8 protein-coding genes are annotated in these 6,473 nt (G+C 45.6%); all 8 read right to left on the bottom strand.

The features are described 5' to 3' along the window. Positions 1-95 precede the first annotated feature (95 nt). Entirely contained in the window at positions 96-932 is an 837-nt protein-coding gene (locus CVT49_16290; GenBank protein ID PKK81942.1) for a nitroreductase, read from the bottom strand. A 12-nt stretch (positions 933-944) separates the two neighbouring features. Then, positions 945-1,478, bottom strand: coding sequence for a hypothetical protein (locus CVT49_16285; protein PKK81941.1), 534 nt, complete (start codon positions 1,476-1,478; stop codon positions 945-947). Further along, entirely contained in the window at positions 1,471-2,421 is a 951-nt protein-coding gene (locus CVT49_16280; GenBank protein ID PKK81943.1) for a hypothetical protein, read from the bottom strand. The genes CVT49_16285 and CVT49_16280 overlap by 8 nt, the downstream gene beginning before the upstream one ends. 139 nt (positions 2,422-2,560) lie before the next feature. Then, positions 2,561-3,499: a hypothetical protein gene (locus CVT49_16275; protein ID PKK81940.1), complete on the bottom strand. Its 939-nt coding sequence runs from the start codon at positions 3,497-3,499 to the stop codon at positions 2,561-2,563. 3 nt (positions 3,500-3,502) lie between these two features. Further along, positions 3,503-5,176, bottom strand: a complete 1,674-nt coding sequence (locus CVT49_16270; GenBank protein PKK81939.1) for a hypothetical protein — start codon at positions 5,174-5,176, stop codon at positions 3,503-3,505. A gap of 208 nt (positions 5,177-5,384) precedes the next feature. Further along, positions 5,385-5,612 carry a hypothetical protein gene (locus CVT49_16265; GenBank protein ID PKK81938.1) on the bottom strand — a complete coding sequence of 76 codons (228 nt, stop codon included), beginning with the start codon at positions 5,610-5,612 and terminating at the stop codon, positions 5,385-5,387. Between the two features lie 16 nt (positions 5,613-5,628). Continuing rightward, positions 5,629-5,916, bottom strand: a complete 288-nt coding sequence (locus CVT49_16260) for a hypothetical protein (protein PKK81937.1) — start codon at positions 5,914-5,916, stop codon at positions 5,629-5,631. Between the two features lies 1 nt (position 5,917). Beyond that, positions 5,918-6,442: a hypothetical protein gene (locus CVT49_16255; protein ID PKK81936.1), complete on the bottom strand. Its 525-nt coding sequence runs from the start codon at positions 6,440-6,442 to the stop codon at positions 5,918-5,920. Between the last annotated feature and the right edge of the window lie 31 nt (positions 6,443-6,473).

The following is a 6,473-nucleotide window of genomic DNA, read 5'->3' as shown; positions in this document are numbered from 1 at the left end:
TCTACCCTTGGTTACGTCAGTCCAGTTGACTTTGAAAAAGAAAATGAATATGCTTATATAACTGTCCACTAAATCGGGGGAACCTCAATTTCGACCTACTCTCTGATAAAATAATCGCGCTCATTGCGCGAAGGGACGGCGACCGGGAATTGCTCCGGGTAGCCGAGCGGCGTGATGGTGGCAACATAATGATCATTCGGGATATTGAGCCACTCTTTGACATCATCACGATCCATCGCCGCAATCCAGCAGGTTCCCAGACCGAAATACCATGCGGCCAGCAGGAAATGGTACGCCGCAATACATCCGTCCTGCTCGACCCGTTTGGTCAGACCGGGATCGGAGCATATTGCTACGGCCATCGGGGCATTGCTGATCGGGGCGCTGCTCGACCCGCGGGTGGCGGCCAGTTGATTCAAAATGGCGCGGTCCCGGATAGTTTTAAAATAGTACGACTGTGTATTGCGCGAAGTCGGCGCGAAACGGCAAGTCTCGAACAGTTGCGCCAGGATATCTTCCGGTATCATCGCCTCCTGGAATTTTCTGATCGAGCGGCGGGTGGTCAGGAGCCGGCCGGCATCGAGACAGCGGTCGACCGGGTTTTCGAAACACTGGAACTCGATAGCGCGTCCTTCGGGATCATGCGCAAAGAACTGATAGATTTCGTACTTTTCGTTGTATGATGGCTGTGAGAAGGCAATCTCCCGGAATTTATCATAGAAACGATCGACCTGCTCCCTGGTATCGAAAAAGAAAGTGATCATCCCTTCCCTGTCGGCACTGTCGCGGGTGCAGAAACCGAAAAGCATGTTGCCATGTTTGAAAATAAGGCAGTCGGCCTGTTCCAGCCAGAGAGTACAGCCGATATCATCGATGTAAAATGTTCTCAGTTCTTCGAGCATCTTCGTTTTGAAAAATATGATCCCGCTCATGTTTGGCTCCGCTTATGGGGATTTTTGGATTAAATCATCAACGGCTGCCGCGATCTTGACCAGACCATCAAAATTCCGATAGCTTTCCTCGAAGCCGGTCAGGGTTACAAGATAGCGACCCCTGGTAAAATTCAGGTAGTAATCCTGCATCGACGACTTATCGCCGAGTCCGGTGATCGAGCCGGAATCATTGGCTTTCTCGTCATATATTGCGGCCGCCGCGGACGGGCTGTTCATTTCGAAAATCTCTATAAGAATATGTGTGTCGAAAGTGTCGGCATATTCACACGCGATTACCTGTTTGAAGCCATGCTTGAGGTACAATTCGGCGCCGCCGTCGATATATTCCCAGAGCCCCTCTTTATCATAAGTTTCGGCCGAATCGGCCGCCGCCCAGCCGGGAACATCTTTTTCGGTCGGAAGAAACTTCACCAGCGCGCCGACTGATTTATCTTTATCTTTCGAACAGCCCCATGTCCCCATCATTGCCGATAGTACAATTGATATTAATATAAAATATTTGATCTTGTTCATCTGCTTATCCATCAATTTCCTTGATATTCAATTTTGTTAAATCGGCGGTACCAAGACCATGCTCGGCCGCCTTCACTACAGTCGGCAATTCCGGCCCATTGAGACCAAGAAAACGAGCGCAGTAGGCATCGGTCGCGACCGGATCGATTCCGACAACGAGATTATCAGGCTTCTTAAGCGGACCAGGGCCGAACGGCCCGTTCTCGGTGATGAATTCGGTGCAGTCGCAGATAATCAGGTTCGGTTTTCTTATCAGATTGAGATCCGCAATGCACTGAGTTAGATGCGGGATATCTTCATAAAAATCGCCTTTATAATTCGGTCCCTCATGACAAAGGCGGTTGGTCGGTTGATGCGGCGTGGCGCCCATGACATTTTTCAGGACTCCGGTCTGTAGGGTCCCCTCATGATGTTTGATAATCGGCATGTTGATATAAACATCGCACTCGAGCAGCTCCGATATGACATATGCTTCCTTGAGTGTTTTGGCTTTCGGCAGGTCCACTTTTTTGGTGTCCCAGCCGGAATATTCCAGGCTCTTGATCTGCTCCTGGTGTTCCTCGGCAAGGTTGCTGCCTTTCCAGTAATTATTCGGGAATTCCTTGAAAATGACAACCTTTTTGGCGCCCGCCTGATAACACATATTCATTACGGCCAGTACGATACCGGTTCCGACATTGGTGCCGGGGGTGTTGCGGACGGCGTTGACATTCAGCCCGACCACGGCGTCTTTGGAGACAAATTTGCTCATCCCGCCGATCATATCAACCGCCTTGATGGTGTTGGCGTAATAATCGGTACCCTTGATGGCGACAATATCGGGGATGTCGGAGGCGAAGGCGGAGTTGGCCCCGTTGCCGAAAAGGTCAAAAAGGATCTGCCCCCCGATCACGGCCGAAGCGCCGACGGCGGTGGTTTGTTTGATAAAGGTGCGGCGATTGATTTTGTCGGTCATATTTATCCCCCGGATTTCAGGTTTGCCATAATATACGAAAATCGCGGCCGGTTGTCATTTGTTTTCGAGGGGGGGATAGAAAGTCTTAATACTTTTTTTATTCCAGGCATTTAGCAGTAGTGAATCTTGCAGACTTCAATCATTTTCTTTTTGAATTCTTATCCTTATTATCAAAATCAAAATATCCTACTATACTTTTCAAAAGGATTTTGTCTCGTGCAATAAGAAAGCGCCTGAACGAGCGCGCAACTAGCAAATTAAAATTTCTTACTTGTTCCTGAGTGAGAAGTATATGCGATATACGATTACCGGTCTGCCCAATGAGAATACAGACATTCTTGCACAAGGGTATGCACTTTAATGCCCCCGGTGTCGCAATTCCAACATTGCGAAATAAAAAGTGTTTTTTTGATTTTGCCGGTGGTATTAAAATGAACGGATTATCAGAAGTTATAAATGATGATCTTTTGGGTGCGTGCAAAAACATCCAATCCATTTGAAATAAATATTTGGCGGCATAATTGCCACTCTCCAGCATCCATTTAAGTCTATGATTTTTATTGAGATTGATTGCTATCTTGCCTTCATCTAAAAGTCTATAGAAATTGTCATCTTCTATGGCCAAATTTAAGTCTGAACCATTTTCTTTGGAATTTTCACTTTTTTTCTGCATATCAATATCCCTTTGAATTAATAACATTTTCTTTGCAATGCTTCCGACGAAATCATCAGATTGTTCTTCAAACGATGGAACTCGGACAAGCAGGAATGAAACGAATACAGATAGGATGTATCTTTCGTTATCACTCAATGGGTTATTCCCCTCTACTTTATCAAGGATTGGCTTGGTCAAACCTTCAAGCCACGCAAAGAAATTTGTCTCAATATCAGCAGATTCTTTGCCGCTCTTGTCGAGAATTGTATAATAATTTTTAATTACTGCTGTATTTATCGGTGATTGAGAATTATAGCGGTTTTCTTTTTTATCAAAAACGCATAATTTGCCATCACGACAAAACCCTTTCAAATAAAATATTGGCAAAATGTGATGTCGTTTTGGATTACCCATGATGCCCAAAATTCATTCCGGTTTGGTCGGTTCGACCATGACCATGGTCTCGCGCTCGACCGTCACCAAACCCGGTTTGGCTTTGCGCGGTTTGCGGACATATTTTTTCTGCGTGTATATGACCGGAACCGTTTTGGAATTGCGCGCCTTGGAATGAAAGGCCGCGATGGCGGCGGTCTCGAGAATTTCGGTTTTGGACGGGATAAAATCCTTGTTGGGGAATTTCATGACAACATGCGAGCCGGGGCATTGCGAAGTATGAAACCATAACTCATACGGTTTGGCATAACCGAAAGTGGTATTGTCATTATCGGCGCCGTCGCGGCCGATAAATATCTTGACGCCGGTCGTGAGGATATGCTCGCGGTACGGCAGACGTACGGTCGCAGTCTTTCTTTCGACAGCACCCGGCATCAGTGAGGCAATATCGGCTTCGAACTTCTGAATGGCCGCATCATAGTCGGAATTAAATTCGCCGAACATCGCTTCGGCGGTATCCAGTTCCTGCTCGGCCACATCAAGCCGCCGCTTGAGCAGGTCGAGCGCATCCTTGCCCTTTTTGTATTTTTTGAAATAGAGATCAGCGTTCTGCGCCGGCGTCAGCGCGGGATCCATCTCGATAATGACAATCTTTCCGCTCCCTGAATAGACATCAACCAGCTCAACAAACTCCTCCCCTTTTTTCAACTTGGGCAGGTGAATCTTGAGAATTTCGGCATACTTGCGGTACTGCTCGAAATTCTGCGCCGATGCGACGTCTTCTTTTATCTTCGATACTTTCCGGGCCAGTTTTTTGACATGTTTTTGAAGCGCTTCGAGGATGGTTTGTTTTTCATCCTTTTCCGACCGATCGGCGCGCCGGGTTCTGATGGTCTGATAGATCGCCGAAGAGAGCGATTTGCATTTGGCGCTTTCGATATCGAGCGAATGCAGTTTGAACGGGTAGGCCAGGTTGCCGGTATTGTGCTCGTAAAAATAACCGGTCTGGAAATCATCGAATCGGCGCGCGGTTTCCCGTATAATGGACAACACTTTTTCGACGCCGTCGGTATCCAGATCGCAGGCCGAGGCATCGGGGTCGATATCGGCCCGATCGACGATTTCATCGATGAGGAACCTGTCAAGCCCGTGCAGTGATTTTTTAAGAGTGTTGGCGACGGTCTGATCGCATTTGGTGAAAATTTCGATAAGCTGCCGCAGTTCGATATTGAACGGATTATGCTTGTCGGGCGGCGGCAGGGGCTGATACGGCTGTGCGGCATCGTACTGCCGGTTGCGGAGGGTCGCTATTATTTTATTCTTGTCATTCAGCAGCCAGAAATTGCCGTTGGGGCCGATGGCTTCGGTGATAACAGTGAATTTCCCGCCGTTGTTGGTGATGTCGATGCGGAAAATGCGGTCGAGATCGACCTGCTCGACCGCGGTAACTTCGCCGCCGAAAGCGGGCTGGAAAAAGGGCCACGGTTTTTCGGTGGTCTGGATTTCGATTTTGCCACGGGGCATCATAAAGGTACCGTAACCGTGCGGGTGATAGGTCAGCCCGAGCGCCAGAAGCCCCTTTTTGGCGCGGAAAAGCAGGTATGCTTCACGCTGCTTTTTATAAAACTCTGATCCCTTGAAGGTGGCCCCGATAAGGCTGCCCTGAAGCTCGCTGACAAGGGAATATATGTGTAAGGATGTTTGCATAGCTTACATATAACTACTATCAGGGCGATTGAAAAAGCAACAAAAAACGGGAGTGGGATTGTTTGTGACGCATAAGGTATTGAATTTATATATGTTACAGAAATAGAGGCAATTAGAATTCAAATCTTTGCAATTGGATTAGAAGCTGGCAAGGGATTTTGACGACGATATAAATTGACTGGCCAAGAAGATAATTTAATTTTAATATTCAAGCCTTGATCGACTTTGACTTCTTGCCCATTTGCTTCTTTTTGTTTGCATAATGTGCTGTAACCGCATTAATTGAAATCCCAAGTAATTGGGCAATCTGTGTGTTACTCATCCCACATTGCCTGAGAATCCAAACAGAGTCTACTAAATTTTGATCTTTTGTAATTTGGAAAGCAATCAAATTTGATAAAATCTCGAGTCTATTTAATAATTCTTCTTCAATCATAAGTATACCTCATTTATTATAACGAAAATAGTTTTTTAAAGAGAGGTCGACTGTCAGTGCCAACATTGTAAATTATTCCTTCAATTTCCCATAATTTAATAATCGGTGTAAGAGTTGGCTGTTTAACGCCAATAACTTTGGCAATTTCGCTGATATTCTTTGTTCCGTCGCATGCATTATAACCTTGAATATACTTCTTTGGGTTTTTCTTTCCGCGTGTGACTATTTCTAGAATTTTATCATGTCCGAAGACTAGGCGACCCAAGAGGGTTATGATAACTTGATTCTCAATGGATTGTGACATTTTACTTGTTAACCTCCTTCCATTCAGACTGGTAAGCCTGTATTAATCGTTGCGTATCATCACCATCAATTATGCAATAAAAAATTTCTTTCCTAGAGAAGAACGATGCGGCAATGGCCATTCTTTCCATCTCCTTATAAATACTGCTTTCTACTTTACCCCAAAATTGCACTATAAATAAATCAGCCGTGGCATAAAAAAGCCGAACGATTTGATCTCCATTTTTTCCCATCTTCTTTGGAGTAAGCGGTGCCTTCGTCGCCCTTCCTTTTAGGGCCATTGCAGTAAGATGCCTTTTTCCTTTGAAAATAACTCTTGATGTATATAAGTCATTTTCTTCGCCGCCCCAATCTCTAAAATCACCTTTCTGGCCGATGATCTTTTTTAAAAATTCCTTGACAATTGACTCCTTTAATGGTTGGCTTTTCTTTGAGGATTTTATCATTTTCACCTTTTTAAAGGAATTGAAGTTCCCCCGATTTAGTGGACACGGAGAAAGGATACTATTATTATGATTCTTTCTCATCCTGAGTCCCGAAGGACAGGAGGTGTTCAGA

The organism is candidate division Zixibacteria bacterium HGW-Zixibacteria-1, assembly GCA_002838945.1.
Taxonomy (GTDB): Bacteria; Zixibacteria; MSB-5A5; order GN15; family PGXB01; genus PGXB01.
The sequence above is the reverse complement of the archived record's forward strand: the minus strand, read 5'-3'. Positions and strand labels throughout refer to the sequence as shown.

Excerpts from the sequence above, each read along its gene's own strand:
- CVT49_16280 (PKK81943.1), bottom strand. The coding sequence starts at position 2,421 with ATGACCGACAAAATCAATCGCCGCACCTTTATCAAACAAACCACCGCC.
- CVT49_16270 (PKK81939.1), bottom strand. The coding sequence starts at position 5,176 with ATGCAAACATCCTTACACATATATTCCCTTGTCAGCGAGCTTCAGGGC.
- CVT49_16260 (PKK81937.1), bottom strand. The coding sequence starts at position 5,916 with ATGTCACAATCCATTGAGAATCAAGTTATCATAACCCTCTTGGGTCGC.
- CVT49_16290 (PKK81942.1), bottom strand. The coding sequence starts at position 932 with ATGAGCGGGATCATATTTTTCAAAACGAAGATGCTCGAAGAACTGAGA.
- CVT49_16265 (PKK81938.1), bottom strand. The coding sequence starts at position 5,612 with ATGATTGAAGAAGAATTATTAAATAGACTCGAGATTTTATCAAATTTG.
- CVT49_16285 (PKK81941.1), bottom strand. The coding sequence starts at position 1,478 with ATGGATAAGCAGATGAACAAGATCAAATATTTTATATTAATATCAATT.
- CVT49_16255 (PKK81936.1), bottom strand. The coding sequence starts at position 6,442 with ATGAGAAAGAATCATAATAATAGTATCCTTTCTCCGTGTCCACTAAAT.